We start from the raw sequence: 26,442 nt of genomic DNA on the forward strand, positions 1-26,442 counted from the left end.
GCTGCGCCTATTTCTCGCGCAGCCTCGGCATCAGTTCGATGAAATTGCAGGGGCGGTTGCGGCTGTCGAGTTGCTCGTCGAGAATACCGTTCCAGCCATCCTTCACCGCCCCATTCGATCCGGGCAGGGCGAAGATATAGGTACCGCGCGACAGCACCGCGCACGCCCTTGATTGCACCGTGCTGGTGCCGATGGTCTTGTAGCTCAGCCAGCGGAACAGCTCGCCAAAGCCCGGAATGTCCTTTTCCTTCACCCGGTCGAGCGCCTCTGGGGTGATGTCGCGCCCGGTCAGGCCCGTCCCGCCGGTGGAGATGATCGCGTCGATCTCCGGATCGTCAATCCAGTTGTTGAGCCGGCTGACCAGGGCGCCGACATCGTCGCGCTCGATCGCGCGGGTGATCAGTCGATGGCCCTTGGCCTTGATCAGACCGGCAAGGATATCCCCCGACGTGTCGTCGGCAGCGGTGCGCGTGTCCGATATCGTCAGCAGCGCGATGTTGATGGGCCTGAAGACCCGGGATTCGTCGATGGCCATCGCTTAGTTATTGTAGGTCGTGCCGACGCGCACAAGCTCCATTCCGCCTGCGTGCGGGAAACGCGGCCACATGCCCTGCGCGAGCCCTTGTGCGCTTTTCGAGGTCACCCCTGCCTGCTTCTCGTACATCCAGTAGTTGCGCAGGATGATGCCGACATAGGCGCGGGTTTCCCAATAGGGGATCGATTCGATGAACAGCAGCGGATCGCCATTGTCCTTGACCTCGGTGTTCCAGCGGCTGACCGGTAATGGCCCCGCGTTGTATGCCGCGATGATCTTGGGCAGCAGCCCCTGGGTTTCGGGGCGGTCGCGCAGGAATTCCAGATAGCGCTGGCCATATTCCAGGTTGATCGTCGGCTGGTAGAGCGCGCTGGCATCGAGCGACTGGCCGCGAGCGCGCGCCATGTCCTGCGCAGTGCCGGGGCGGACCTGCATCAGCCCGCGTGCATCTGCAGGGCTGCGCGCATCGCTGCGGAAGTTCGATTCCTGCAAGGTGTGCGCATAGACTAAAGCAGGGTCGACCCGCCAGCCATCCAGCGGCACCCAGCGCGGCGAAGGGAAGCGAGCAAAGCTGTCGGGGCGGCTGCCCTGCGGCCCGTTGTGCGCCAGCCACATCTGGGTCTGCGGCATCGAAAGGTCACGTGCCAGCCGCAGCAGCGCATCGTGCGCGCTGTCGCCTGCGATCTGCGCTTCGTGGCGCAGCACCTGATCGGCCAGCGTCGATTCGCCGATCTGGCCGAGCGCGATGGCGCGCCGCACATTGGCGCGGTCCTTCAGCTGCTTCCAGTCGCTATCGTTGAAATCGGGTGCGCGCACGGTGGTGCCCGCCATGCCCAGCTGTTCGGTTGCCAGCACGCCATAAAGCGTTTCGCCATACTGGCTGGCTGCCCGCAGATTGGCCTGGACCAGATCGGGGCGACGGCAGCGCGTCGCGGCGCGCGATGCCCAGTAATAGCCCGCAGCGCGGAGCTCCTCGTTCCAGGCATTGGCAGCGGCGCCTTCGAAGCCTTGCAGCGCGGCGGTGCAGTTGCCCAGCCGCCATCCGGCAAGGCCGGCCGTCCAGTGCGCTTCACCCACCCAGTCGCCAGCGCCATTGGCGGCAGCCCGGGCCAGGTCGAGCGCTTCGTCGTCGCGGTTCTCGATGTAATAGGACCACGCCACCCGCTGCTGCAGCTCGGTGCGCGCATGCGGGCTGAGCGGATCGGGGTATTCCGAAAGCGCGGCGGCGGCGCCGGCGGGGTCGTCTGCGACGATCCGCTCCTGGATAAGGGCGGCAAGCGCGGATGGCACCGTGCCATCGGAGACGCTGCGGGGCTTGCCGCGACGGGTCACGCCGGCAAAGCTGGCCATCTTCACCGTCATCGGTCGGTCGGGCAGGATCGTCGCGCCGCGCTTGGTGGCAAGGCCGGCCAGACGTTCGGCGTGCGGGAGTTCGGGCGCTGCGTTGAGCAGGCTCAGCAGCGGACCCATCTCGACCCGGGGGGAGTTGGCCGCCAGAAACAGTTCGGCGCGCGCGATATCGTGCAGCAGCCCCTTGTCGCGGCTGTCGAGCAGCTCGGCTGCCCGCGACCAGTTCTGGCCGCGGATCGCGCCGAAGACCTCGGCATAGAACTGGCGGTCCGAAGACGACAGCTGGTCGGGCACCTGCGTCTTGGCGACGCGATCGGAAAAATAGCTGTAGGACGAGGTTTCGGCCCACACAGGCTGGCTGGCCATCACAAGTGCGCCCGCGGCGATCATCCATGCTTTCTTGCGCAAAATTCTACTCCACAAGCAGCAATTGCCAGCTTTGCCACGCCATGGCCTTCTCCTGCGCGATGCGATGAAACATCAGGCTGGGCTTGCGCATGACAACCGTTTTGACAGTTCCGCCACCATGGTTAAGAAAATGTAAAACTGGTGGCTTTTGCGATGGATCGTGTCCCAGCAGCGCTCTGGCGGTGTCTCCGCCTGCAACCACCAGCAATTCGGGCTGCACAAGGGTGATATGATGCATGGCGATCCGGCGCCAAGCATCGACATGCTCGGCCGCTGCCCTGCCGTCGAGCACGACCCGCGGAAAATAGGATGCACGGTACAGGGTCTCGGGCGCAAAGCCCGCCGCAGCGGCGATATTGACGATCAGCTTGCCCGCTTTGCCCGAAAGGACCGTGGTTTCGTCGTCACGCTCTGGCGCCGCGGTGATCACCATGACCTTGGCGCCCACCGCCCCATGCGGCGCAAGACAGCCTCCATCGCCTCCATCGGGACCAAGCGCTCCCTCGCTCCATGCCTGCTGGAACGCTGCGAGATCATCGGGCAGCGCAACCGTGATCGCTGGCGCGGGCTTGGGCTGCGCTGCGACCGCTGCCGGGCGGGGAGGGGACGACACCGGAGATTGGGATATCAGCGGCGCAACGCTGCGCGTCTGTGGTGCCGGATCGTCCGCCAGCCAGTCGTTGGGGCTCTCGGTATAGTCCCATTCGACCCCGGCCAGCTGCCACCAATCGAGCAGGCTTTGGACCAGCTTCAGCTCATCGCTCATCGCACAAAGCACGATCGCCCGACGCCAAAGCGGGTTGACTTGCGCCACGCGGCACTATTGGAGAGGAACGGAAGGTCCATTGCATTTGTCCTTATGGCATAGGACCGGTCCTGAGCAACGGGGAACGAACGATGAGTGAACGCGAATCCATGCCTTTTGACGTCGTGATTGTCGGCGCAGGCCCTGCCGGCCTTGCTGCGGCGATCCGGCTCAAACAGCTGGCTGCGGAAAACAACGCGGAAATCGAAGTCTGCGTCATCGAGAAGGGCTCGGAAGTCGGCGCGCACATTCTTTCGGGCGCGGTGATCGACCCGCGCGCGCTCGACGAGCTGCTCCCCGCCTGGCGTGAGCAGGGCTGCCCGATGGCGGAAACCCCGGTGACCGAGAACCATCACTGGGTGCTCAGCAAGACCGGCAAGTTCGCGATCCCGCATCTGGCGACTCCCGGATTCATGCACAACAAGGGCACCTATACCGGCAGCCTGGGCAATCTGTGCCGCTGGCTTGCTGAAAAGGCCGAAGAGCTCGAAGTCCAGATTTTCCCGGGCTTTGCCGCCGCGGAGATCCTGTACAACGAGGATGGCTCGATCAAGGGTGTCGCCACCGGCGACATGGGGATCGGTCGGGACGGCGAGCACAAGGCCGACTACACGCCCGGTCTCGAGCTGCACGCACGCTACACCTTCTTTGCCGAAGGCGCGCGCGGCCATCTTACCAAGATCCTCAAGCGCCAGTTCGATCTGGAAGCCAATTGCGAGCCGCAGACCTATGGCATCGGCCTCAAGGAGCTGTGGGACATCGACCCCAAGAAGCACGTCCCGGGCCGTGTGATCCACACCCAGGGCTGGCCGCTCGACGATGCCTGGGGCGGGGGCTTCCTGTATCACCAGGCCAATGGCCAGGTCGCGCTGGGCTTCGTGGTGGCGCTTTCGTACCAGAACCCGCATCTGGCGCCGTTCCAGGAGTTCCAGCGTTGGAAGCTGCACCCAGAAATCCGCGCAATCCTGGAAGGCGGCAAGCGCGTTTCTTACGGCGCGCGTGCGATCAATGAGGGCGGCTGGCAGTCGGTGCCCAAGCTTGCCTTCCCGGGCGGCGCGCTGATCGGATGCAGCGCGGGCTTCGTCAACGTGCCGCGCATCAAGGGCAGCCATACCGCGATGAAATCGGGCATGCTCGCCGCCGAAAGCGCCTTCCGCGCGATCCAGGCGGATCGCAGTTCGGATGAGCTGGCGGATTATCAGGAAACGCTCAACGCCAGCTGGATCGCCGAAGAGCTCAAGAAGGTGCAGAATGTCGAGCCGCTGGTCGACAAGTTCGGCGGCACCATGGGCACGGTGCTGGCTGGGATCGACATGTGGATGCGCCAGCTGCGCATCGGCCTTCCGATCACCATGAAGCACGACCCCGACTACAAGCACATGGGCCGGGCGGACATGTACCGGAAGCCTGATTATCCAAAGCCCGACGGCGTGATCACCTTCGACCGGCTGTCCTCGGTGTTCCTGTCGAACACCAATCACGAGGAGGACCAGCCGGTCCACCTCCAGCTGAAGGATCCGGCCTTGCCGGTGACCTACAACCTGCCTTTGTACGACGAGCCGGCACAGCGTTACTGCCCGGCTGGGGTGTACGAGATCGTCGGCGAGGAAGAAGGCAACCCGCGCTTCCAGATCAACGCGCAGAACTGCGTCCACTGCAAGACCTGCGACATCAAGGAAATGAGCCAGAACATCAACTGGGTGGTCCCCGAAGGCGGCGGCGGCCCGAACTATCCGAACATGTGATGTCCTTGAACCCTTCCCATGTTGGGAAGGGTTCGACCCGCGGGAGCCGTGGTGCTGATCGAAACCGCCTTTGCCAAGGTCAACCTCGCCCTGCACGTGCGGCGTCGGCGGGGCGATGGCTATCATGACATCGAGAGCCTGTTTGTCTTTGTCGACAGCGGCGATGTCCTGCGCGCTGAACTGCGCGATGATGGCGTGCTTGCGCTCAGCATTGATGGACCGTTTGCGGCCGGGCTGGACGATGGGCCGGAAAATCTGGTGCTCCGCGCCGCAAATAGCCTCAAGCTCTACGCTTGGCCCACGCCTGCGCTCGCGAACACGGATTGGGGCGCACAATTCGGCGCCAACCTCTACCTCACCAAGAACCTGCCGGTCGCCTCGGGCATCGGTGGCGGGTCGGCGGACGCGGCCGCGGCGCTGCGCCTGCTCAACCGCCTGTGGCGGTGCGGCCTTGATGATGCGGCGCTATGCGCGATCGGAGAGACGCTGGGGTCGGATATTCCCGCCTGCGTGATCAGCCGCACGTTGCGGGTGGAGGGGCGCGGCGAGGCGCTTGCGCCGCTTGATCTGCCCAGGCTTGCGGGCACGCCGATCCTGCTGATCAATCCAGGCATTCCGCTGGGCACTGCGCCGGTGTTCAAAGGCTGGGACCAGCACGATCGGGGCACGCTCGACAGTTCCAGCCTTGCTGCGATCATCGATTCCGGACGCAACGACCTGGAAGCGCCGGCGCGCGCGCTGGTGCCAGAGATCGGTGCCGTGCTCGATACGCTGGATGCGCAGCCCGGGGTCCTGCTGTCCCGGATGTCGGGAAGCGGAGCGACCTGCTTTGCATTGTTTCGCAGCGGTGCCGATATCGATGCCGCGCATCAGGCGATCCGCCGCGCGTATCCCGACTGGTGGGCCATGCGAGGCACTCTGCGATGAGCAGCTTCCAGCCCCATGACATAATTGCGCCCGTCCCTGGTGCGCCCGGTGCCAACATCCTGATAGTGGCCGATCATGCCAGCAATCATGTCCCCGCCGGGATCGATCTGGGCGTGGCCGATGACGTGCTGCAGCGCCATGTCGCGATCGACATCGGCGTGGCCTGTGTATCGCGAAAGCTCTGCCAGGTTCTGGGCTGCGGCGCGGTGCTGGCGGGCGTGTCGCGTCTGGTGATCGATTTCAACCGCGAGGAGGACGCGCCGGGCCTGATCCCCGCAGTCAGCGACGGTATCGCGATACCGGGGAACGCCGGGGCCGATGTCGAGGCCCGGCTGGCGGCCTTCTATCGCCCCTATCATGCCGCGGTCGCCGCCTCGCTCGAGAGTATTGAGCGACCCTTCATCCTGTCGCTGCACAGTTTTACACCAAGCCTCGCCAGCAGGCCCGAAGAGGTTCGCCCCTGGGACATCGGCATTCTCTACAACCGCGACGACCGCGCTGCGCGCATTGCCATTCCCCTGCTCGAACAGTCGGGGCTGCATGTCGGTGACCAACTGCCCTATGCCGGCACCGCGCTCAACGCGACGATGAACCTGCATGCCGAGGATCAAGGCCGTCCCTATCTGGGCGTCGAGATGCGCCAGGACCATGTCGGCTCGGATATGGGCGTCCGGCGGATGGCAGAAGCGCTCGCGCCTGTTTTGCTGACCTGCAGCAACAGACTTGCGTAAAGCCGTGCTTTTTGGAAAGAGCGCCACCAAAGAAAGGCCTCATCATGACACATTCGTTCGATAAGTCGAAACTGCCCAGCCGCCACGTCTCGGTCGGACCCGAGCGCGCGCCGCATCGCAGCTATTATTACGCGATGGGGCTGACCGAGGAGGAGATCGGGCGGCCTTTTGTCGGCATCGCCAGCGCGGGCAACGACAGCGCGCCGTGCAACACCACGCTTAATGCGCAGGCCGATCTGTGCCGCGATGGCGTGAACGCAGGCGGCGGAATGCCGCGCCGGTTCAACACCATCACCGTCACCGATGGCATCGCCATGGGCCATCAGGGCATGAAGAGCTCGCTGGTCAGCCGCGAAGTGATCGCCGATTCGGTCGAACTGTCGGTGCGCGGGCATTGCTATGATGCGCTGGTCGGCTTTGCAGGGTGCGACAAGTCGCTGCCCGGCATGATGATGGCGATGCTGCGGCTCAACGTACCGTCGATCTTCGTCTATGGCGGGTCGATCTTGCCCGGCCATTTCGGCGGCAAGGATGTGACCGTGGTGGACGTGTTCGAGGCGGTGGGCCAGCATGCCGCAGGCAACTGCCCGCTCAAGGACCTGACCGCGCTGGAAAAGGTCGCCTGCCCCGGGCATGGCGCGTGCGGGGGTCAGTTCACCGCGAATACCATGGCATGCGTGGGAGAGGCGATCGGCCTCTCGCTGCCGAACAGCAATATGATGCCTGCACCTTATGAAAGCCGCGCCGATATTGCGATTGCCGCTGGCAAGCAGGTGATGGAGCTGCTGGCACTGAACCTGAGGCCGCGTGATATCTGTACGCGCGAAGCCTTTGAAAATGCTGCACGCGTTGTCGCGGCTACTGGTGGCTCGACCAATGCCGGGCTGCATCTGCCTGCCATGGCGAGTGAGGCCGGGATCGATTTCGATCTGTTCGACGTCGCCGAGATGTTCAAGTCGACACCCTATATCGCCGATCTCAAACCCGGTGGGCGCTATGTCGCCAAGGACATGTACGAGGCTGGCGGCGTCTACATGCTGATGAAGACGATGCTCGCCAATGGACTGCTCCACGGCAACTGCATGACGGTGAGCGGCAAGACGCTGGGAGAGAACATCGACGAGGTTACCTGGAACCCCGACCAGAAGGTGATCTATGACGTCAAGACGCCGCTCAGCCCCACCGGCGGTGTCGTCGGCCTCAAGGGTTCGCTGGCGCCCGATGGCGCGATCGTCAAGGTGGCGGGGATGGCGCGGCTGCAGTTCACCGGCCCGGCACAGGTGTTCGATTGCGAGGAGGATTGCTTCGCCGCAGTAGAGGCGCGCCAGATCGCGGAAGGCTCGGTCATCGTGATCCGCTACGAAGGTCCCAAGGGCGGTCCGGGCATGCGCGAGATGCTGTCGACCACCGCCGCGCTTTACGGCCAGGGCATGGGCGAGAGCGTCGCTTTGATCACTGATGGGCGCTTCTCGGGCGCGACGCGCGGCTTCTGCATCGGCCATGTTGGGCCGGAGGCTGCCGATTGCGGTCCGATCGCACTGGTCGAGGACGGCGATCTCATCGCGATCGATGCCGAAGCCGGAACGATCGACCTGCTCGTCGATGACGCGGTGCTGGCCGAGCGCCGCGCCGCATGGCAACCGCGCGAGAACGACTATCAGGCAGGTGCCCTTTGGCGCTATGCGCAGAATGTCGGCCCTGCGAGCAAGGGCGCGCTCACCCATCCCGGCGCCAAGGCGGAAAAGCATGTTTATGCGGACATCTGACGCGCTCGTCCTGCTGTTGCTCTCGGGCGCAGCAGCGGCGTGCTCGGGCGAGACGGCGTCCGACGCCGAATTGCCGAGCGGCGGCGATGACAGCCGCATCGCCTGCGCGCTGGGCAACGAGACCGAGTTCACCGAGCAATGCGACGCCGAGCGCGTGCAGAACGGCGATCGGCGCGAACTGGTGATGCGTCACCCAGATGGTGGTTTCCGCCGGTTCGAGATCGTCAGCGACGGCCGCGGACTGGTCGCGGCCGATGGCGCCGAGGAAGCGGTGGTCACGCCGCTCGCCGATGGCCGGATCCAGCTGACGGTGGGCGAGGACCGTTATCGCATTCCCGCGACGATCAAGCCTGGCGCGGGCGGTGGCTGATACCGGCACAGCCGTTCTGACGGTCGCACAGATGGTCGCGGCTGAACAGGCGGTGTTCGATACCGGCGTGTCGGTCGATGCGCTGATGCTGCGTGCGGGAACCGCCGCCGGCGAAATGATCTGGCGGATCGGCGGTTGTGTCCCGACGCTCGTTCTGTGCGGTCCCGGCAATAATGGCGGTGATGGCTATGTTATCGCACAGTTTTTGCGCGACAAGGGGGTGCCGATAACAGTCGCAGCGCTGGCCGAACCTCGTACCGAGGCCGCGCGCAAGGCGCGGGCGCGGTTCGCGGGCGGCGTCATCGCGCTGGCCGATGCTGTACCGGCGCCGCAGATCGTGGATTGCCTGTTCGGCAGCGGGCTGACGCGGCCCCTCGATGCTCCGGTCTGGGATCGGTTCAAAGCACTGGTCCTGAGGGCGCGCCGCAGCTTTGCGGTCGATCTGCCCAGCGGCGCCGATGCCGATCGCGCGGTATGGCTCAACGATCCCTTGCCATTCGACCATGTCCTGGCGCTGGGTGCGTTGAAATATGCGCATGTGCTGGAGCCGGTCGCCAGCGACTGCGCCACGCTCAGCCTCATCGAAATCGGTGTGACATCACCGGACAACGCCGCAACCCGGATCACCAGGCCGCTGATCGCGCCGCCGGATGCCCGTTCCCACAAATACCGGCGCGGCCTGGTTATGGTGCTGGCAGGCCCGATGCCCGGCGCAGCGTTGCTCGCGGCCCGCGCCGCACAGGGCACCGGGGCAGGCTATGTCAAGATTCTGGGGGCAGGGGAGCCGCCTGCAATGCTCCCCGCCGATATCGTCTGGCAACGTGCGGATGACGCGGCTGCCGTGGCCGAAGCACTCTGCGATCCGCGCATTGGCGCGGTGCTGGCGGGCCCTGGCCTGGGACGCGATTGTGCAGCAGAGGCGCTGCTCGATGCCGCTCTGGCCTGTCCGCACCCGCTGGTTCTCGATGCCGATGCGCTGCATCTGCTGGGCAGCCGGCGAGACGCGGTGCGGGACCGCAAGGCACCGATTGCGCTCACCCCGCACCATGGCGAGTTTATCGCGCTGGCAGGCGAGGAGGACGGGGCCCTCAACAAGGCCGCTCGCGCCGCGAGGCTCGCTGCGGCGCTTGGCGCCTGTGTGCTCTACAAGGGCGCGGACAGCGTGATCGCAGCGCCCGATGGCGGCACCATCATCGCCGACCGCCGCTGCGCCTGGCTGTCGGTGGCGGGCACCGGCGATGTCCTTGCCGGATGCATTGCCGCACGGCTTGCCAATCATGGTGAGACATTGCATGCGCTGGCAGAGGCGGTCTGGTTGCACGACCGCGCGGCGCGCGACGCAGGACCGGCCTTTACGGCCTGGCAACTCGCTGAAGCGCTGCCGCTGGCGGTGGAGTTCTGTCTTGAACGATGAGCAGATCGTGCGGGTCGCCGCGCGGGGAGATGGTGTCACTGCTTCGGGGCGTCATGTCGCGGGCGCTGCGCCGGGGGACACGATCGCGCCCGATGGCGCTGTTATCCCCGGCCCGCATCACGCGACGCCGCCATGCCCGCATTTCGGCACATGCGGCGGGTGCAGCCTGCAGCACCTCGATGATGAGGCGCTGGCTGATTTCGTGCGAGAGCGCGTCACCGGTCCGTTGCTCGCCAAGGGCCTAACCATAAGCGAAGTGCGCCCTGTCCACCTCTCGCCCCCGCGCAGCCGCAGGCGCGCAAGCCTGCGCTATACCCGCATGAAATCGGCGGTAACGCTGGGTTTTGCCGGGCAGGGCAGCCACGATCTGGTCAATATCCGCAGCTGCGAGATCGTGACGCCAAGACTGTTTGACGTCATGATGGCGGTGCGCACCCTAGTCGCGAAATGGCCCAAGCCCAAGCTGTCAGGCCAGGTCGAACTTGCCGAGATCGACCAGGGCATCGACGTGCTGATCACGGGGTTGGCACCGAGCAGCGTCGCCGAGCATGAGATGCTGTCTGCCTTTGCCGAGACGCAGGGCCTTGCCCGGCTGTCGATCGATCAGGGCTATGGCCCCGAGACCCAATATGAACCGGTGCCGGTGACGGTGAGCTTTGGCGATGTCGCGGTGCGCTTCCCGCATGCGAGCTTCCTGCAGGCCACCACCGATGGCGAAGCCGCCCTGGCGGCAGCCGCGCGCGAGGCGCTGGCGGGTGCACGGATGGTCGCGGACCTGTTTGCAGGCCTTGGCAGCTTTGCCTTCCACTTGAGCGAGCCGGGGCGCAAGCTTTATGCCGCAGAGGCCGCGCGCGATCCGGTGCTGGCGCTGACCCAGGCGGCCAATGCGCGCCAGCTGCCGGTGTTTGCCGAGCATCGCGATCTGTTCCGCAATCCGCTGCAGGCCGACATGCTTAGCCGCTTCGACGGGCTGGTGCTCGATCCGCCGCGCGCCGGGGCCGAGGCGCAGATCGCCGCCATCGCCGCGTCCAGCCTCAAGCGGTTATGCTATGTGAGCTGCAACCCGGCGACCTTCGCCCGCGATGCGCGGACCCTGTGCGATGCCGGGTTCGAGCTCAAGACGGTGTGGCCGGTCGGGCAGTTCCGCTGGTCAACCCATGTCGAATTGGCCAGCGAATTCGTCCGCGCCGGCTGATTTCAGCCGTGCAGATGCAGGTCGAAGATCGGAATGGCCGCATGAAAGACCAGCACGATCAGGCACAGGCTGGATGAGGCGAACAGCAGGAAGCGGATCGCGACGCGGTTGACGGTCGCCTGCAGCAGGCTGTGCGCCACTCGCAGCGCAACATACAGCCACGCGACGGCAAGGTTCATGCCTTCTCCATGACCGATAATGGCCAGTACGATACACACCGCATAAAAGACCGTAGGTTCAGCCAGCAGGTGATTGTAATTATGCGCTTTCCACTGGACCTCTGGAGGCAGCACGGCATCGAGGTCCTTTCCGGTGCCACCCTTGAGATTGGCGACATCGATCTTGGCGCGCTGCATCGCCGGTATGCGGGTGACGTACATCCACAGCCACATGACCATGGTCCAGGCGAGAAGGATGACGACGGGTTGGAGAATGGCGCTGGTCATGGGTGCGTTTCCTTCAGAGCGTGGCGAGCAGGGCGCGAACGGCCAGCACGATGAGGCACAGTGTCGAGGCGAGGAACAGCAGGAAGCGGGTCTGGACCTTGTTCACCGTGGCCTGCCAGATACTGTGCACGATCCGGATCAGCGCATAGCCCCAGGCGAGAGCGACGTTCAGGCCATCGGTGCCGGCACCGGCGATCGCGATGATCGCAATGGTTGCATAGAAGATCGTCGGCTGTTCCATGAGGTGCGCGTAGTTGTGGGATTTCCAGGCCACCTGCGGGGGCAGTGCGGGGTCGAGATCGCTTCCCCGGCCACCAGTGGCCTGCGAAATGTCGACACCCATTTTCCTGGCTGCCGGTAGCCGCGTTCCGGCCATCCAGAACAGCATGACAAGCGACCAGAGCACCAGCACCGCGGCTGGCGTGAGTATGTTGGCGGACATCGGCAGTTCCCTCCCCTGCGATACAGGGAAGGAAACTGCGTCAGCCTTAATAGATTGTCAATCGCAACTTAATTGCGACTCAGCGGGTGATGCTGACCACATTGTCGGCGCGCCAATGCGGGCGGGCCTCACCGGTGTACATCGACTGCATCGGCTCGTCGCCGACGGTATAATGGTCGCTGGTGCCAAAGCCGTTGAACGCGGTGCGCATCGCCGCGCCATAGGCACCGATCATACCGATCTCGATATAATCGCCAGCCTTGATGTCCGCAGGCAGCGGGAAGGGGCCGGCCATGTAATCGATATCGTCACAGGTCGGGCCAAAGAACGCGAAGTCGGCCATCGTGCTGCTGCGCGTGTCGCCCAGATAGCGGACGGGGAAGCGCCAGCCGATATGCGCGGCATCGAACAGAGCACCATAAGCTCCGTCGTTGATGTACAGTTCCTCGCCGCGGCGCCGGTCGACGCGCACGATGATCGAGTTGTACTCGGCGCACAGCGCGCGGCCCGGTTCGCACCACAGTTCGGCCGAATAACTGATCGGCAGGCTTTCGAAGGTGCGTTCGATGATCGCGAAATAATCCTCGAGAGGCGGGGGCTGCATGCCGGGATAGGCCGACGGGAAGCCGCCACCGACATCGATGACGTCGACGGTGACCGATGCATCGACGATTGCCGCGCGGACGCGGTCAAGCGCCTGAACATAGGCGTGCGGGCTCATCGCCTGGCTGCCGACGTGGAAGCAGATGCCAAGGCTGTCTGCGGCCTGACGGGTTGCCATCAGCAGATCACGCGCTTCGGTGAGCTCGGTGCCGAACTTGGACGCAAGGCTGAGCTCGGAATGCTCGGACGAAACCCGCAGCCGGACGCACAGCGTCAGATCCTCGGGCGCGCCGGTAGCGGCCACGATCTTGTCGAGCTCTTCGCGGCAATCGAGCGAGAACACGCGCACGCCGTGCGTATGATAGGCCTCGGCGATCGCTTCGGGGGTCTTGACCGGGTGCATGAAGCACAGGGTCGCTTCCGGAAGCGTTTCGGCCACCAGACGGACCTCGGCGATCGAGGCGACGTCGAAATGTGTGATTCCCGCATTCCACAGCACGCGCAACAGGTCGGGCGAAGGATTCGCCTTGACCGCATAAAGCGATTTGCCGGGGAAACGATCAACGAAGAACCTGGCCGCGCGCGTTGCCGCCTGCGGTCGGTCCAGCGTAACCGGCTGTGCCGGTGTCAGAGCCTGAATCAGCTCCAGCGCATCAAGGAAGTTGTGCAACTCAAGGGACCCCCAAAAAAACAGAACAAACAACAAGGCTGCCTTGCGGTTATTGGAAGTCCCCCTGGGGCAGCGGACCGCGTAAATAGGGCGCGACTGTTTGCATGTAAAGTGGAAAATTGCGCGGAGTTTATCACCCCAGACGGTCGCGAAACGCCTCGTATCCGAACGACCGAATTTCCTTCAGGCTGTCGTCCCCGCTATTCCACAGCCAGATAGAAGGCAGCGGTACGCCGTTGAACGTATTGGTTTTTACCATCGAGTAGTGCGCCTGGTCGAGAAACGCGAAGCGTTGCCCCGGCTCCATCGGCCCGGGCAGGCCATAGTCGCCGATAATGTCGCCTGCCAGACATGAGGGCCCGCCGAGCCGTATCACCTGTGCGTCGGGCCGCTCCCCGAGCATGGCGGGGCGATAGGGTGCCTCGATGACATCGGGCATATGGCAGGTGGCCGAGATGTCGGTGATTCCCACCTTCATGCCGTTGTCGAACACATCGAGCAGTTCGCCGACCAGAATGCCCGCGTCGAGCGCCACGGCCTCGCCGGGCTCGAGATAGATCTCGCAGCTGGTGCGCGCCTTCACCGCGATCAGGAAATCGACCAGTTCATCGCGCTGATAGTCCGCCCGAGTAATATGATGGCCGCCACCAAAATTCAGCCATTTCAATTGGTTGAAGTAAGTTTCGAGCAAGGGTTCGAGCTTGGCCCAGATTTCCTGCAATGGCAGCAGGTCCTGCTCGCACAGCGAATGGAAGTGGATGCCCGACACGCCCTCGAGATGCTCGGGGCGAAGCTGATCGATCGGGTGACCCAGGCGGCTGTGCGGCTGCGACGGATCGTACTTCGGGGTCTCGCCCAATGGCAGCGCGGGGTTGATCCGCAGCCCGATGTCGAACTGCTCACCCTTGGCGCGCGCCTCGGCCACCAGCGGTGCGAATCGCGCGATCTGGCCGGGGCTGTTGAAGATGACGTGATCGGACAGCGTCAGGATCTCGCGCAGGTCCTCGGCCTTGTAGCCCGCGCAATAGGTTGCGACCTCGCCTGTATAATGTTCGGTCGCCAGCCGCGCTTCCCACAGGCCCGACGAGCAGGTGCCGTCGAGATACTCGCCCACTACATCGCCCAGTTGCCAGAACGAGAACGCCTTGAGCGCAGCGAGCATCTTGATCCCCGCCCGGTCGCGGACATCGGCAAGGATCGCCAGATTGCGCCGTACCGCTGCCTCATCGACCACGAATGCGGGCGAGGGGACGCGGTTGAGATCGAAATGCCGGAAAGCGCCGGGATCGCCAGCCTTGGTTTCCATCGGGTAGCTTGACCTCTTTTAAGTCGGTTTCCCGCGAAGGCGGGAACCCATCACCTAAGCTTGAGCCTAGATGCACCAGAAGGAGATGGGCCCCTGCCTTCGCAGGGGACCGAGTTAATTCAAAACGCCAGCGGCGCGTCGAGTTCCTTCACCTGCCAGGGCAGGCCGTGCTGGTTGAGCATGTCCATGAACGGATCGGGATCGAACTGCTCCATGTTGAACACGCCCGCACCCGTCCATTTGCCGGTGAGGATCATTGCCGCGCCGATCATTGCCGGAACGCCAGTGGTGTAGCTCACCGCCTGGTTGCCGGTCTCGGCATAGGCGTCCTCGTGATCGCAGATGTTGTAGACATAGACCGTCTTGTCCTGGCCATCCTTCACACCGGTGGCGATGTCGCCGATGTTTGTCTTGCCCTTGGTGGTCTCACCCAGCGAGGCAGGCTCGGGCAGCACGGCCTTGAGGAACTGCAGCGGGATGATCTCGCGGCCTTCATACATCACCGGATCGATCCGGGTCATGCCAACATTCTGCAGGACTTCCAGATGCTTGAGGTAGGCATCTCCGAAGGTCATCCAGAAGCGGATGCGCTTGATCTCGGGATAATGCTTGGCGAGCGATTCGAGCTCCTCATGGTACATGAGGTACATGTTCTTCTCGCCGACGGCCTCGAAATCGAACACCTGCTTGTGGCTGAGCGCGGGGCCTTCGACCCACTCGCCATCCTGCCAGTGCCGCGAGGGGGCGGTCACTTCGCGGATGTTGATCTCGGGATTGAAGTTGGTGGCGAAATGCTGGCCGTGGTCGCCGCCGTTGCAATCGAGGATATCGAGCGTGTCGATCCGGTCGAGCAGGTGCTTCTTGATATAGCTTGCAAAAACGCTGGTGACGCCGGGGTCGAAGCCCGAGCCGAGCAGCGCCATCAGGCCTGCTTGCCTAAAGCGGTCGTGATAGTCCCACTGCCAGCCATATTCGAACTTGGCCTCATCGCGCGGCTCGTAGTTCGCGGTATCCATGTAATGCACGCCGGTGCGCAGGCACGCGTCCATGATGTTGAGATCCTGATAGGGCAGCGCCAGGTTGCACACGAGGTCGGGCTTCACCCGCTCGATCAGCGCCGAGGTTGCATCGACATCGTCGGCATCGACCTGGGCGGTGGCAATCTTCACTCCGGTACGCGCCAGAACCGATTCGGCGATCGCGTCGCACTTGGCCACGCGGCGGCTTGCCAGCGTGATCTCGGTGAATATGTTCGCGTTCATTGCCATCTTGTGCACCGCGACCGAACCCACGCCGCCTGCACCGATCACCAGAATCTTGCCCAAAGCCGTCTCTTCCTTATTGCTGGAATTGCTGTCAGCGGGTGCATATAGAGGCTCTGCATGACAGAACCAAGTGATCCCCTTCGCGCAGACCGCAAACCCAGCCGTGAGGGCATCGAGCGCGCCGCGAAGAAAATCTCGGCGATTCTTCCGCCGACGCCGCTGATGCCGTTGAAGCATGACGGCATGACCCTGTGGTGCAAGGCAGAGTGCCTGCAGCCGATCGGCGCGTTCAAGATCCGCGGAGCATGGCACCGATTGTCCGACCTAACCGAGGAAGAGCGCGCGCGCGGTGTCGTCGCCTTTTCGAGCGGCAACCATGCACAGGGCGTCGCCTGGGCGGCCAAAAGGCTGGGGATCAAGGCGACCATCGTGATGCCCGCCGATGCGCCGAAGCGCAAAATCGAATCGACCCGCGGCTATGGCGCGGAAATTATCCTGTACGATCGTCGCAGCGAAGATCGCATTGCCATCGCCAGCAGGATCGCGGCGGAAACCGGCGCGGTTGTGGTGCCCAGCTTTGATGATCCCTGGATCATCGAAGGGCAGGGCAGCACCGGGCTCGAGGCGATGGTGCAGATCATCGCGCAGGCCGGGATCCATCCGCACCGGGTGGTGACCTGCTGCGGCGGGGGCGGGCTTGCCGCGGGCATTGCGCTTGCCATGCCCGGCGCCCGGATCACCGTTGTCGAACCCGATGGCTGGGACGACATGGGCAATTCGCTGCGCGCCAAGAAGATCGTGCCGGTGGCGCCCGACGCGCCCGATACGGTGTGCGACGCGCTGCTGACCCCGCGCGTCTCGCCGCTGACGTTCGAAATCCTCAAGGAGCGCAAGGCCGACGCGGTCAGCGTTTCCGATGCGCAGGTGTTCCGCGCGATGCGGCATGCGCATGAGCGGTTGCGGCTGGTGCTGGAGCCGGGCGGTGCAGCCGCGCTCGCCGCCGTGCTGGAAGGCAAGGTCGAGGTCGATGACCGCACCTTGATCATTCTGTCGGGCGGAAATGTCGATCCGGCGCTGTTTTCCAAGGCGCTTGCCTCGTGAGCGACCGGTGACACCAGCCAGCGAAAGCCGCAGGGCAGACCTGCAATCGGCACTGATCCGCGTCGCCCAGCAGGACCGCGAAGCGCTGCGCACTGTCTATGCGATGACGTCCGCGAAACTGCACGGCGTTTGCTTGCGTATCTGCACCGACAGGGGCGCGGCGGAGGACGTATTGCAGAACGTGTATCTCAAGGTGTGGCAGCGTGCCGGATCGTTCGATCCGGCCAAGGCGAGTGCTATCGCCTGGCTGTGCGCCATTGCACGCAACGCGGCGATCGATTGGCGTAGAAGCCAGCGTTATGAAGACCCGCTGCCTGCCGATCTGGGCGAAACCCTTGTCGACGAGACCGCAGACCCTGCGGCGGATCTTGCTCAGGCGGGCGAGCGCGCGCAAATCTTCTCCTGTCTTGAAGAACTGGAACCGGTGCGCGCCACTGCGATCAAGGCGGGCTTCTATCAGGGCCTCAGCTATCCCGAGATCGCCGAGGCCATGGACAAGCCGGTGGGTACGGTGAAAAGCTGGATCCGCCGTGGTCTGATGCAGTTGAAGGAGTGCCTGTCGCGTGAGCAGTGATGCCATGCCCGAACGGTCCGCCTTGGCGGCTGAATTGGCTCTGGGCCTGCTGGAGGGCGCAGATCGCGCCTCCGCGCTCCGGCTGGTGCTGTCCGACCCTGGCTTTGCTGCCGAGGTGGATAGCTGGCGCGCACGTATGGCGCCGCTGTATGACGGCTTTGCCGATGTCGCTCCACCCAGCGGGCTGATGGCGCGGATCGATCAGGCGATCGATGCCGAAGCAGCCGCAGATCAGGTGACGACCCTGATGCCCGCACCCCGTGCGCAGGGCGGGTGGAAGATCGCGACCTTCGCGGCATCGGCTGTGGCAGCCATGCTTGCGCTGGCATTGGTGTGGCCCAGCCCGCAATCCCCGGGTCCGGCGCCGCAGGAAAAGGCCGATGTCGCCGTTGCCCAGCTCACCGGGCCGATCGACGGCTTGCTGCTGACCGCGCGCTACGACAGCAGCACGTCCGAAATGCTGGTGCGGGTGGAAGGCATGCCGGTCACCGAGACCGAGCCCGAATTGTGGATCGTCCCCGCCGACGGCCAGCCGCGCCGTCTGGGCCGTCTGCTGCGCGGCGGTGTCACCCGCATCGCTATCCCCGAAGGGCATCGCAAGTTCATCGACCCGGTGAGCGAACTGATTCTCACGATGGAGCCCAGGGTGCTTCACGATCCCGACAGGCCCAGCGCGCCCACGGTCGCCCAGGGCCGGTTGCAGCGGATTTGATCCAGCCCTCATATCGCCGCAAAATGGCTGCCATATCGTCATCCACGCGCACGCGGGGGTCCCGCTTTTGCGCCACCGTCGCATAGCGGGATCCCCGCCTTCGCGGGAATGACCGGGATATAACGCCCGCGACAGGGCGATTTGCGACACCTTGGGTCCTGCAAACCCGCCCCATTTCACAATTGTTAATCCGTGCGCATCCGGCCTTGGCTTCGCTGCGTAGCTGCCCCCGTATCCCGCTTCCCCGGCGGATACGGATAACCCACGGAGACTTCCCCTATGCTGAAAACTCTTGCCCCCAGCCTTCTTGCCGCAACCGCTGCTGCGACCCTCGCGTTTGCCGGTCCCGCCCTCGCCAATCACCACAAGGGCGCCGATCACGCGATGGTTGGTGGCGCGGCCATGTACCCGGCCAAGACGATCGTCGAGAACGCCAGTGCAGCCCCGAACCTCACCACGCTGGTCGCTGCCGTCAAGGCGGCAGGCCTGGTCGACACGCTGGCCTCGCCCGGCCCGTTCACCGTCTTCGCCCCGACCGATGATGCGTTCGCCAAGCTGCCCGCCGGCACCGTGGAAACGCTGGTGAAGCCCGAAAACAAGGGTCTGCTGACCACGATCCTCACCTATCATGTCGTCGCCGGCAAGGTGACCGCGGCCGATGTCGTCGCGCTCATCAAGCAGGGCGGTGGCAAAGCCATGATCAAGACCGTGCAGGGAGGAACCCTCACCGCCTCGCTGCAGGGCAAGAATGTCGTCCTGACCGACGCGAAGGGCGGCAAGTCGATCGTGACCCAGACCGATGTCATGCAGAGCAACGGTGTGGTGCATGTGATCGACACCGTGGTGATGCCGGGTTAACCCCTTAGCCCCAGGCACATCACAGGCCCGCCGGTCCCCCAGACCGGCGGGCCATTTTGTGTCTGGTGCCTGCGGATTATGACATGCGCTGTCGCCAAACCGTCATGCACGGGTCACGCGGACCGCCTAGCGCGCCCATTCAGAGGTTCAACCACTGAGCAAGGGGGCAAGGCGATATGGCCGGCACGATGCGCAATACCAAGATCATGGAAGCGGTTACCCAATCGACCACGGTCAGCAAGCAGGGGCTGTTCGAACGCGCCTTTGCCTTTGCCTTCAAGGGGCTGGTCTATGCGCAGATCTGGGAGGACCCGGTGGTCGACATGGAGGCGCTGGAGATCCAGCCCGACAGCCGGATCATCACCATCGCATCGGGCGGCTGCAATGTGCTGTCCTATCTGGTGGCAGACCCTGCGCAGATCATCGCGGTCGATCTCAACACCGCCCACATCGCACTGAACAAGCTCAAGGTCGCTGCGGCGCTGCATCTGCCCGATCATGCGCATTTCCACCGCTTCTTCGGACAGGCCGACAGCAAGCAGAACCTGCGCGCCTACAAAGAGCATATCCGCCCGCATCTGGACGAGACCAGCCGCAGCTATTGGGAAGGCCGTGATCTGGCAGGGCGCAGGCGCATCGGCGGGTTCAGCAGCGGATTGTACAAACGCGGGCTGCTCGGCGGCTTCATCGGCACCGCGCATCTGCTGGCACGGCTGTACAAGATCGATCTCAGGATGATGCTCACCGCTTCGACACTGGAAGAGCAGCGCGCGATGTTCGAGCAGCATCTGGCGCCGGTGTTCGACAGGAAGTTTGTCCGCTGGCTCACCGATCAGCCGCCTGCCTTGTTCGGCCTCGGAATTCCGCCGGCGCAGTTCGAAGCGCTGGCGGGTGACGAAAAGATGGCAGATGTGCTACGCAAGCGCTTGGAAAAGCTGGCGTGTGACTTTGAAATCCGCGACAACTACTTTGCCTGGCAAGCCTTTGGCCGAGGCTATGGCAAGGGTGCCGACACACCGCTGCCGCCTTATCTGCAGGCGGCCAATTACGACCTGGTTCGCGCGCGCGCGGGCCGGGTCGAGGTCGAGCACGCCAATTTCGTCGAACGGCTGCAGGCGAGCGCCGATGCCAGTCTCGACCGCTATGTTCTGCTCGACGCGCAGGACTGGATGAACGACCAGCAGCTGACCCTGTTGTGGAGCGAGATCACACGGACCGCGCGCCCCGGCGCCCGCGTGCTGTTCCGCACCGCTGCCGAACCCAGCCTGCTGCCGGGCCGTGTCCCCGATGAGCTGCTGGGCCTCTGGGATTATCGCGCCGCGGATTCGCTAGGATTTACCGCGCGCGACCGCTCCTCGATCTATGGCGGGGTGCATTTGTATGTCCTCAAATGAGGTGAGCATGCCGACATCCGACCATGGCGAAAGCATGGATGCCATCTACCGCACCCAGCGGCATATTTACGACCTGACCCGCAAATATTATCTGCTGGGGCGTGACCGGCTGATCGCCGATCTGGCACCGCCCCCGGGCGGGCTGGTGCTGGAAATGGGGTGCGGGACCGCGCGCAACCTGATCCTTGCGGCGCGGCGCTATCCGCATGCGCGGTTTCTCGGGTTCGATATCTCCGAAGCAATGCTGGAAAATGCGCGCGAATCGGTCCGGCGCGCTGGGCTTTCGGAGCGGATCAGCCTGACCAAGGGCGACGCCACCGCATTTTCGCCCAGGCGGCTGTTCGGCATCGCCGGGGTGGACCGCGTGTTCTGCTCCTACACGCTGTCGATGATCCCGGATTGGGAGCAGGCGATCTCGGCTGGAGCCGACGCTCTGGTGTCCGGCGGCAGGATGCATGTCGTCGATTTCGGCAGCCAGCGGGGTTTGCCCGAGTGGTTCTCACGCGGTCTGCATGCCTGGTTGGACCGGTTCCAGGTCAGTCCCAGGGCCGAACTTGAAGTGGTGACGCGGCAGGTCGCCCATCAGCGCGGCCTGCTGGTCGAGCACCGCAACCTCTATCGCGGCTATGCGCAATATGCGGTGATCGGCGGCTGAGCCTAGCCCTAGGTTATCAGCGCTCGCAGCGTCGTCACCGTATCCGCCTCGGCAGCGGGCTTGTCACGCCGCAGCCTCGAGATACGCGGAAAGCGCATTGCGATACCCGATTTGTGGCGCTTGGATTCGTGGATCGAATCGAAGGCCACTTCGAGCACCAGCGACTTTTCGACCTCGCGCACCGGGCCGAAGCGATTGACGGTGTTTTGCCGCACGAACTTGTCGAGCCATTTGAGCTCGCTGTCGGAAAAACCCGAATAGGCCTTACCCACCGGGACCAGCTCGCCGTCCTCGGTCCAGCAGCCGAAGGTATAATCCGAATAGAAGGACGAGCGCTTGCCGCTGCCGCGTTGCGCATACATCATCACGCAATCGGCGCTCAGCGGATCGCGCTTCCATTTGTACCACAGTCCAACGCGGCGCCCGGGGACATACAGGCTGTCGCGGCGCTTGAGCATCACCCCCTCGATCGCGGCATCTCGCGCGCCATCGCGGATGCGGCCGAGCTCGTCGAAATCCTGCGCCATGATGATCTGCGACAGGTCGAACCGGTCGGCGGGAAGCGCGCCCATGCGCTGCTCGAGCCGCGCGCGCCGCAGGTGCCAGGGTTGCAGCCGCAGGTCTTCGCAGCCGTCGATCAGCAGATCATACAGCCGCACGAACGCGGGCGCCTCGGCGAGCATCTTGGCCGAGACCGTCTTGCGCCCCAGCCGTTGCTGCAGCGCGTTGAAGCTTGCAGCCTCGCCCATCTGCGCATCGCCCCGCACAAGCAGTTCGCCATCGAACACACCCTCGACCGGCATGTGCGCGGCGATGTCCGGGAAGGCGGGCGTGATGTCGTCGCCACCGCGGCTGAACAGCCTCACGTCATCACCGACACGGACGATCTGGATGCGGATGCCATCCCATTTCCACTCGGCAGCATAATCGGCAAGGTCGACCGTGCCGTCCTCGAGCGGGTGCGCGAGCATGAACGGGCGGAAATAGGGGGTGCCCTCGGGATCGGGCCGCGCGCCGCCTTCACCCCAGGCAAAAAGGCTGGCATAGGGCGGCGACAGCGCGTGCCACACCTCTTCGACCGCATCGACATCCAGCCCGAAGGCTTGGGCAAAAGCGGTCTTGGCGAGCCGGGCGGAGATGCCGACGCGCATTGCGCCTGTCGCGAGCTTGATCAGCGCATAGCGGCCATCGCTGTCCAGCCTGTCCATATATTCGGCGAGCAGCGCTGGCGCGCGGGCCCGGCTGACCCCAGCAAAGCTGTCCACCGCATCGGCAAGCCGCAGGTCATTGGCGGGAGGTGCTGTCTCGGGCCAGATCAGCGCGACCGTTTCGGCGGTATCGCCGACGAAATCGCGGCTCAGGCGGAACAGTTCGGGATCGACCCGTTCCATCGCCATGGTGCGGACGGACGAGGATTTCACCGCCGCAAAATCCGCCTCGCCGGTCAGCGCGGCCAGCGCCCAGCCGCGATCGGGATCGGGTGCAGCGCGCAGATAGTCCGCTATCAGCGCGACCTTGGCGTTGCGCGAGCGGGTATAGCCCAGCTGGGTGATGAGCGCAGCGAACGCGCGCATCAGCCCTCGTCCTCATCTTCGCGGCCTATCAGTGCCAGCGCGCGCGCCTTGATCTGATGCAGCTCGCACCAGCGCAGCAGCGCTTCCTCGCGCCCATGGGTGACCCACACCTGCTTGGGCGCGACCTCGCGGATCGTGGTGGTCAGCTCGTCCCAGTCTGCATGGTCCGAGATGATCAGCGGCAGTTCGACGCCGCGCTGCTGCGCGCGGGCGCGCACCCGCATCCAGCCCGAGGCCATCGATGTCACCGGATCAGGCAGGCGGCGGCTCCAGCGGTCGGCGAGCGCCGAGGGCGGGGCAAGCACGATGGTCCCGCGCAGATCGGCCTTGTCGGTGCCCGCCACCGGCAGCAGCGGCCCCATCGCGACGCCATGATCGGCATAGAGCGCGCACATCTTCTCGAGCGCGCCGTGCAGATAGATCGGATCGTCATAGCCCAGCGCGCGCAGTTCTGTGATCACCCGCTGCGCCTTGCCCAGCGCATAGGCGCCGACCAGCACACAGCCTTCAGGGTGCGCCTCGCGCATGGCCAGCAGCTTGCCGATTTCCTCGGACGTTGGGGGGTGGCGGAACACCGGCAGGCCGAAGGTCGCCTCGGTGATGAAAATGTCGCACGGCACCAGCTCGAACGGTGCGCAGCTGGGATCGGGCCGCCGCTTGAAATCGCCGGTGACAACGACAGTCTCGCCCTGATATTCCATCCGGATCTGCGCCGAACCCAGCACGTGGCCCGCCGGGTGGAATGACACCTTGACGCCATTGAGATCAAGCGCATCGCCATATCCAATCGCGTTTTCGCCCGGATAACGGCCATAGCGCAGATTGATGATCGCCAGCGTTTCGGGCGTCGCCCACACTGCATCATGCCCGCCACGCGCGTGATCCGCATGGCCATGCGTGATCAGCGCACGAGAAACCGGGCGCGAGGGATCGATCCAGGCATTGGCGGGGCGGACGAAGATGCCATGGGGATGGGGTTCGATCCAGTGGGGGGCGCTGCTCATCACTTGAGCATATGGGTGCCCGCAGGGCAGCTTCAATCTTTGGCGGTCGCCGCAAAGTCGAAGCTGATCGCAACCGGGCCCGCGATTTCGGTGGTGCTGGCATACTCGCCCTGACCGACGCCGAAGCTGGTGCGGTCGATCCGCGCAGTGCCGCGTGCACGCGCCTTGTCTCCCGCAATGGTCAGCGTGAACGCGAGCGGCACCGGCTTGCTGACGCCGCGCAAGGTTAGCGTGCCATCGGCGCGATAGCGGTCGCCGCCCAGAGCCGTGAAGCGGGTGGCGCGATAGCTGGCCCTGGCAAAGCGCGATGTGTCGAAGAAATCGGTATCGGTGAGCGTACCATCGCGCTGGCTGTCGCCGGTATCAACCGACGCAAGGTCGATGCTGACATCGACCTTGGACGCTTCCAGCGCATCGGGCGCAAACAGGATCGTCGACGACCATTTGCCGAAGCTGCCGGTGACCGGCTCGCCATTCCATTGTGCGGTAAAGCCCAGCCTGCCGCCGGGCGCCTGGGCCCAGGTGCGTGGCGCTTTGGCTTCTTCGTCGGATGGCTTGGCCTGTGCCTCTTCGGCCGCGAGCGGCTCAGCGGCTGCAACCGGCTCGGGGGCGGCTGCGGGGGCCGCAACCGGTTCGGCCTCGGCTTGCACCTTGGCAGCCGGCGCTGCGCTGGCGCCCTTGGGGTCGACGATCTTGCCCAGCACGATGCCGCCGAGCATGATCGCGGCGGCGAGAGCCACCGCGCCGATCGCCTTGCCACGTCCACCGGGGAGCATCCGCGCCAGGATCGGGGTTCCGAGCAGATACTGGTGCCTCAGCGCGCCTGCGACATGCAGCACGAGCAGCGCGATGCCGACATTGGGCAGGATCTCGTGGATCTCCTCGGAGGGCTCGCCCATCCATTGCGGAACCGGCAGATTGGGCCAGGGGATCGATCCGAACAGCAGCGTGTCCACCTTGATGTCAGAGGTTGACACCAGTATCCACCCGGTGAGCGGCGCGCCGATCATGACGATATAGAAGCCCAGATGCACCAGCGAGGACAGAGTCATCGCCCATTTCGGTCCGGGCACCGCAGCAGGTCGCGGCACGATCAGCCGCCATCCGACCCGCAGGACGCTCAGCAACAGGATGGTGATCCCGACCGATTTGTGCAGCTGGAACCGGGCAAACAGGTCGGGACCGCGCGGCCCTTCGAGCGATTCTGCAAAGATGATCTGAAAGGCGAGCGCCGCGGCGATCAGCCAGTGGAGAACGATAGCGCCCAGGCTATAACGGGTTGGGGCCATGACATCAGGCTGCCTTGCGAAGCTCGAGCCTTTCCCAGATTTCCACCAAAGCCGATGTCAGATCACGCATCATGGCTTCATCATGGGACGGGCCCGGAGTGAAACGCAGCCTTTCGGTGCCGCGCGGCACGGTGGGAAAATTGATCGGCTGAACATATACGCCGTATTCGGCGAGCAGCATATCGCTAATCCGCTTGGCCTTGACAGGATCGCCCACCATCAGCGGAACGATGTGCGTGGTGGTGTCCATCACCGGCAGACCGGCTTCGGTGAACAGCTGCTTGAGCATCGCTGCCGCTGCCTGCTGGCCGTCGCGCTCCTCGCTCGACTGCTTGAGATGCTTCACGCTGGCGAGCGCGCCTGCAACCAGCACGGGCGACAGCGATGTGGTGAAGATGAAGCCGGGAGCATAGCTGCGAATGACATCGATGATCCGCTGGTCGGCGGCGATATAACCGCCCATCACGCCGAACGCCTTGCCCAATGTGCCCTCGATGATCGTCAGCCGATGCGCCGCCTCGTCGCGTTCCGAAATGCCGCCGCCGCGCTTGCCGTACATGCCAACGGCGTGCACTTCGTCAAGATAGGTCAGCGCGTTATACTTGTCTGCCAGGTCGCAGATCGCGTGGATCGGGGCGACATCGCCATCCATCGAATAGACGCTTTCGAACGCGATCAGCTTGGGCACGTCCGGGTCTTCGGCGGCGAGCAGTTCTTCGAGATGCTCGACATCGTTGTGCCGGAACACGCGCTTTTCGCAACCCGAGTTGCGGATGCCCGCGATCATCGATGCGTGATTGAGTTCGTCCGAAAAGATGATGCAACCGGGCAGAATGCGCGCCAGCGTCGAGAGCGTCGCATCGTTCGAGACATACCCCGAGGTAAACAGTAAGGCACCCTGCTTGTCGTGCAGGTCGGACAGCTCGTGTTCCAGCTCGACGTGATAATGCGTGTTGCCGCCGATGTTGCGAGTGCCGCCCGAGCCCGCGCCGACATTGTGCAAAGCCTCTTCCATCGCCTCGATCACCTTGGGGTGCTGGCCCATGGTGAGATAATCGTTCGAGCACCACACGGTGATCGGCTTGGGGCCGTTGTGGCCGTGAAAGCACCGCGCGTTGGGATAGGCGCCCTTGTTGCGCAAGATGTCGATGAACACCCGGTAACGGCCTTCGGCGTGCAGCCGGTCAATCGCAGCTTCGAAAATCTGGTCGTAGTTCACGCGGCCACCTTAGTCCTGACGAGTGATAACCCATGCCGTTGCGCTGGTGTGAAGCGACCCATTGCTGACGCGTTGGCTGGCGAT

The 26,442-nt window shown here is 64.3% G+C and carries 25 protein-coding genes; 13 read left to right on the forward strand and 12 right to left on the reverse strand.

The features are described 5' to 3' along the window. Window positions 1-7: 7 nt before the first annotated feature. The 3 genes from moaB to B5J99_RS14185 are packed head-to-tail and all read right to left on the reverse strand — an operon-like array spanning window position 8 to window position 3,059. A complete protein-coding gene (gene moaB, locus B5J99_RS14175; protein ID WP_117352741.1) occupies window positions 8-535 on the reverse strand; it encodes a molybdenum cofactor biosynthesis protein B in 528 nt (175 codons plus the stop codon). Window positions 536-538: 3 nt separating this feature from the next. Continuing rightward, entirely contained in the window at window positions 539-2,293 is a 1,755-nt protein-coding gene (locus B5J99_RS14180) for a lytic transglycosylase domain-containing protein (protein ID WP_245991632.1), read from the reverse strand. Between the two features lie 4 nt (window positions 2,294-2,297). Then, window positions 2,298-3,059, reverse strand: coding sequence for a uracil-DNA glycosylase family protein (locus tag B5J99_RS14185; protein WP_117352743.1), 762 nt, complete (start codon window positions 3,057-3,059; stop codon window positions 2,298-2,300). Window positions 3,060-3,190: 131 nt separating this feature from the next. Here B5J99_RS14185 and B5J99_RS14190 point away from each other — a divergent pair, with 131 nt between their 5' ends. The 7 genes from B5J99_RS14190 to B5J99_RS14220 are packed head-to-tail and all read left to right on the forward strand — an operon-like array spanning window position 3,191 to window position 11,246. Then, a complete protein-coding gene (locus B5J99_RS14190; RefSeq protein ID WP_117352744.1) occupies window positions 3,191-4,843 on the forward strand; it encodes an electron transfer flavoprotein-ubiquinone oxidoreductase in 1,653 nt (550 codons plus the stop codon). An 18-nt stretch (window positions 4,844-4,861) separates the two neighbouring features. Continuing rightward, entirely contained in the window at window positions 4,862-5,770 is a 909-nt protein-coding gene (locus B5J99_RS14195; RefSeq protein WP_117352745.1) for a 4-(cytidine 5'-diphospho)-2-C-methyl-D-erythritol kinase, read from the forward strand. Continuing rightward, complete coding sequence (locus B5J99_RS14200) at window positions 5,767-6,501, forward strand: N-formylglutamate amidohydrolase (protein WP_117352746.1); 735 nt, start codon at window positions 5,767-5,769, stop codon at window positions 6,499-6,501. The genes B5J99_RS14195 and B5J99_RS14200 overlap by 4 nt, the downstream gene beginning before the upstream one ends. 44 nt (window positions 6,502-6,545) lie before the next feature. Then, window positions 6,546-8,267 (forward strand): dihydroxy-acid dehydratase, encoded by a 1,722-nt coding sequence (gene ilvD, locus B5J99_RS14205; RefSeq protein WP_069049950.1) that lies wholly within the window; start codon window positions 6,546-6,548, stop codon window positions 8,265-8,267. Further along, window positions 8,254-8,637, forward strand: a complete 384-nt coding sequence (locus B5J99_RS14210; RefSeq protein ID WP_117352747.1) for a hypothetical protein — start codon at window positions 8,254-8,256, stop codon at window positions 8,635-8,637. Before ilvD ends, B5J99_RS14210 begins: the two co-directional genes overlap by 14 nt. After that, a complete protein-coding gene (locus B5J99_RS14215) occupies window positions 8,630-10,051 on the forward strand; it encodes an NAD(P)H-hydrate dehydratase (protein WP_245991634.1) in 1,422 nt (473 codons plus the stop codon). Before B5J99_RS14210 ends, B5J99_RS14215 begins: the two co-directional genes overlap by 8 nt. Beyond that, window positions 10,041-11,246, forward strand: coding sequence for a class I SAM-dependent RNA methyltransferase (locus tag B5J99_RS14220; protein ID WP_245991635.1), 1,206 nt, complete (start codon window positions 10,041-10,043; stop codon window positions 11,244-11,246). Before B5J99_RS14215 ends, B5J99_RS14220 begins: the two co-directional genes overlap by 11 nt. Before the next feature lie 2 nt (window positions 11,247-11,248). Here the strand turns inward: B5J99_RS14220 and B5J99_RS14225 are convergent, their stop codons facing one another. From B5J99_RS14225 to B5J99_RS14245, 5 genes are all read right to left on the reverse strand, one after another. Further along, a complete protein-coding gene (locus tag B5J99_RS14225; protein WP_054132925.1) occupies window positions 11,249-11,692 on the reverse strand; it encodes an MAPEG family protein in 444 nt (147 codons plus the stop codon). Between the two features lie 13 nt (window positions 11,693-11,705). Next, window positions 11,706-12,134 carry an MAPEG family protein gene (locus B5J99_RS14230; protein WP_054132924.1) on the reverse strand — a complete coding sequence of 143 codons (429 nt, stop codon included), beginning with the start codon at window positions 12,132-12,134 and terminating at the stop codon, window positions 11,706-11,708. A 79-nt stretch (window positions 12,135-12,213) separates the two neighbouring features. Further along, window positions 12,214-13,407 carry a type III PLP-dependent enzyme gene (locus B5J99_RS14235; RefSeq protein WP_069049954.1) on the reverse strand — a complete coding sequence of 398 codons (1,194 nt, stop codon included), beginning with the start codon at window positions 13,405-13,407 and terminating at the stop codon, window positions 12,214-12,216. Between the two features lie 133 nt (window positions 13,408-13,540). After that, window positions 13,541-14,713 (reverse strand): carboxynorspermidine decarboxylase, encoded by a 1,173-nt coding sequence (locus B5J99_RS14240; protein ID WP_117352748.1) that lies wholly within the window; start codon window positions 14,711-14,713, stop codon window positions 13,541-13,543. A gap of 119 nt (window positions 14,714-14,832) precedes the next feature. Continuing rightward, entirely contained in the window at window positions 14,833-16,038 is a 1,206-nt protein-coding gene (locus B5J99_RS14245; RefSeq protein WP_117352749.1) for a saccharopine dehydrogenase family protein, read from the reverse strand. 57 nt (window positions 16,039-16,095) lie between these two features. On the opposite strand from B5J99_RS14245, the gene B5J99_RS14250 reads away from it, so the two are divergent. From B5J99_RS14250 to B5J99_RS14275, 6 genes are all read left to right on the forward strand, one after another. Then, window positions 16,096-17,079, forward strand: coding sequence for a threonine ammonia-lyase (locus B5J99_RS14250; protein WP_197275676.1), 984 nt, complete (start codon window positions 16,096-16,098; stop codon window positions 17,077-17,079). Window positions 17,080-17,086: 7 nt separating this feature from the next. After that, window positions 17,087-17,653, forward strand: a complete 567-nt coding sequence (locus B5J99_RS14255; RefSeq protein ID WP_054132921.1) for a sigma-70 family RNA polymerase sigma factor — start codon at window positions 17,087-17,089, stop codon at window positions 17,651-17,653. After that, complete coding sequence (locus B5J99_RS14260; RefSeq protein ID WP_162892615.1) at window positions 17,643-18,365, forward strand: anti-sigma factor; 723 nt, start codon at window positions 17,643-17,645, stop codon at window positions 18,363-18,365. Before B5J99_RS14255 ends, B5J99_RS14260 begins: the two co-directional genes overlap by 11 nt. Window positions 18,366-18,644: 279 nt before the next feature. Further along, window positions 18,645-19,223: a fasciclin domain-containing protein gene (locus tag B5J99_RS14265; RefSeq protein WP_069049959.1), complete on the forward strand. Its 579-nt coding sequence runs from the start codon at window positions 18,645-18,647 to the stop codon at window positions 19,221-19,223. Window positions 19,224-19,399: 176 nt separating this feature from the next. Continuing rightward, a complete protein-coding gene (locus B5J99_RS14270) occupies window positions 19,400-20,617 on the forward strand; it encodes a BtaA family protein (RefSeq protein ID WP_117352751.1) in 1,218 nt (405 codons plus the stop codon). A gap of 7 nt (window positions 20,618-20,624) precedes the next feature. Next, window positions 20,625-21,272: a class I SAM-dependent methyltransferase gene (locus tag B5J99_RS14275; RefSeq protein ID WP_245991636.1), complete on the forward strand. Its 648-nt coding sequence runs from the start codon at window positions 20,625-20,627 to the stop codon at window positions 21,270-21,272. An 8-nt stretch (window positions 21,273-21,280) separates the two neighbouring features. On the opposite strand, the gene B5J99_RS14280 is transcribed toward B5J99_RS14275, so the two are convergent. The 4 genes from B5J99_RS14280 to hemA are packed head-to-tail and all read right to left on the reverse strand — an operon-like array spanning window position 21,281 to window position 26,358. Beyond that, a complete protein-coding gene (locus B5J99_RS14280) occupies window positions 21,281-22,846 on the reverse strand; it encodes a cisplatin damage response ATP-dependent DNA ligase (protein WP_117352753.1) in 1,566 nt (521 codons plus the stop codon). Then, window positions 22,846-23,850 carry a ligase-associated DNA damage response exonuclease gene (locus B5J99_RS14285; protein ID WP_117352754.1) on the reverse strand — a complete coding sequence of 335 codons (1,005 nt, stop codon included), beginning with the start codon at window positions 23,848-23,850 and terminating at the stop codon, window positions 22,846-22,848. Before B5J99_RS14285 ends, B5J99_RS14280 begins: the two co-directional genes overlap by 1 nt. A gap of 32 nt (window positions 23,851-23,882) precedes the next feature. Then, the gene (locus B5J99_RS14290; RefSeq protein ID WP_162892616.1) at window positions 23,883-25,139 is read right to left on the reverse strand and encodes a YceI family protein; all 1,257 of its coding nucleotides are present in this window, start codon (window positions 25,137-25,139) and stop codon (window positions 23,883-23,885) included. Window positions 25,140-25,143: 4 nt separating this feature from the next. Beyond that, window positions 25,144-26,358: a 5-aminolevulinate synthase gene (gene hemA / locus B5J99_RS14295; protein ID WP_054134987.1), complete on the reverse strand. Its 1,215-nt coding sequence runs from the start codon at window positions 26,356-26,358 to the stop codon at window positions 25,144-25,146. Window positions 26,359-26,442 lie beyond the last annotated feature (84 nt).

The sequence above is a fragment of the Blastomonas fulva genome (assembly GCF_003431825.1).
In the GTDB taxonomy this organism is placed as follows: domain Bacteria; phylum Pseudomonadota; class Alphaproteobacteria; order Sphingomonadales; family Sphingomonadaceae; genus Blastomonas; species Blastomonas fulva.